1 protein-coding gene is annotated in these 1,411 nt (G+C 54.1%); it reads right to left on the bottom strand.

The genetic code is table 11. The annotated features are described in order from the left end of the window. Nucleotides 1-298: 298 nt before the first annotated feature. Nucleotides 299-1,333: an IS110 family RNA-guided transposase gene (locus FHW77_RS26555; RefSeq protein ID WP_111814615.1), complete on the bottom strand. Its 1,035-nt coding sequence runs from the start codon at nt 1,331-1,333 to the stop codon at nt 299-301. Between the last annotated feature and the right edge of the window lie 78 nt (nt 1,334-1,411).

The following is a 1,411-nucleotide window of genomic DNA, read 5'->3' as shown; positions in this document are numbered from 1 at the left end:
CGGGCATAAGCCCATATGTGGACGGCTCCCACTTGCAAGCACTTTTTCAGATAATTTTGAGCGGATAGCTTGCTTCCATATGTGCGGCCTTTCGATGTGGTCGCACATGACCACTGGCCAAGATGATTTCCGCAACGCGTGTTCCTAACACAGCCTCGGCCTTTGAAGGCCATTGGGCTTAACGGAATTTACACGTCTTGGATCCTCCGATCGCATCATCTGCTCTTCTGTTGCAAGTTCACAGCATCAGCTCAGCATGGCAGCGACCTGGTCACCGCTTGCCATGATGGCTAATCTCCTATGCTGTCGGTCTCTGGCCCTCTGCACGCTGGTAGGTCTCACCACTAATCATGAGCTTCCACGCGATTCTCGCAATCTTATTAGCGAGCGCTACGGCCACAAGCTTCGGTCTCTTTCTTTGCAGTAGCCCGAGGAGCCAGGAGGAGGCATGCCTGCTTCGGCCTGATCTAACTTGCTGAAGGAGAGATGTTGCCCCGACAACCAGGACGCTTCGCAGCATCTCGTCTCCTGCCCGAGTGATCACCCCGAGGCGCACCTTTCCGGCTGTGGAATGGTCTTTCGGAGTTAGACCGATCCAAGCTGCGAAGTCTCTACCGGATTTGAACATCCGCGGATCTGGCGTTTTCATCATCAGAAGTGATGCACCCACCGGACCGACACCGGGGATTTCGGCTAGGCGCTTGCTGCATTCGTCAGCGCGATGCAACTTCATAAGCCTTTCATCAACTTCTTCAATTTTCCGAAGCAATTCGCGATGCTCCTCTCCATGCATGGCAAATAGTTCGCGGGCCAGTTCCGGTAGGGATTCATCTGCTGCGAGGCGCTCCAACAAGGGTTCTATTCGGCACATGCCCTTCGCTGCGACGACCCCAAACTCCATAGCAAAACCACGAATGGCATTGGCCAGTTGGGTGCGATTGTGCAGTAATCTCTGCCTCACTCCTATCAGCATCAAGGCTGCCTGCTGATCAGCGGTCTTTACAGTAACGAACCGCATCGTCGGGCGGCTCATCGCCTCACACAAGGCTTCGGCATCTGCAGCGTCGTTCTTGCCGCGCTTGACATAAGGCTTGGCGAGCTGTGGGGCAATTAGCTTCACATCGTGACCAAACGAACTCAGCAATCGAGCCCAGTGGTGAGAACCACCGCATGCTTCCACCGCAACGGTGGTTGGCGGAGTATTTGCGAAAAATTTCAGCATCTCCTTGCGCGAAAGTTTTTTGCGCAAGATGGGCTGCTCCATCACGTTCACTCCATGCAGTTGGAAAACGCTTTTTGACGTATCCATGCCAATTCGGATAATCTGTTCCATGGGCGGTGTCCCTCGATTGAGATTTCAACGAACTCATTCTGGCACATTCGATGCCGCCGGGAGCCGTCCACCTCAACA

The sequence above is a fragment of the Agrobacterium sp. RC10-4-1 genome (assembly GCF_014138475.1).
In the GTDB taxonomy this organism is placed as follows: domain Bacteria; phylum Pseudomonadota; class Alphaproteobacteria; order Rhizobiales; family Rhizobiaceae; genus Agrobacterium; species Agrobacterium pusense.
Note: the sequence above shows the minus strand (reverse complement) of the source record. Positions and strands in the feature narration are given on the sequence as shown.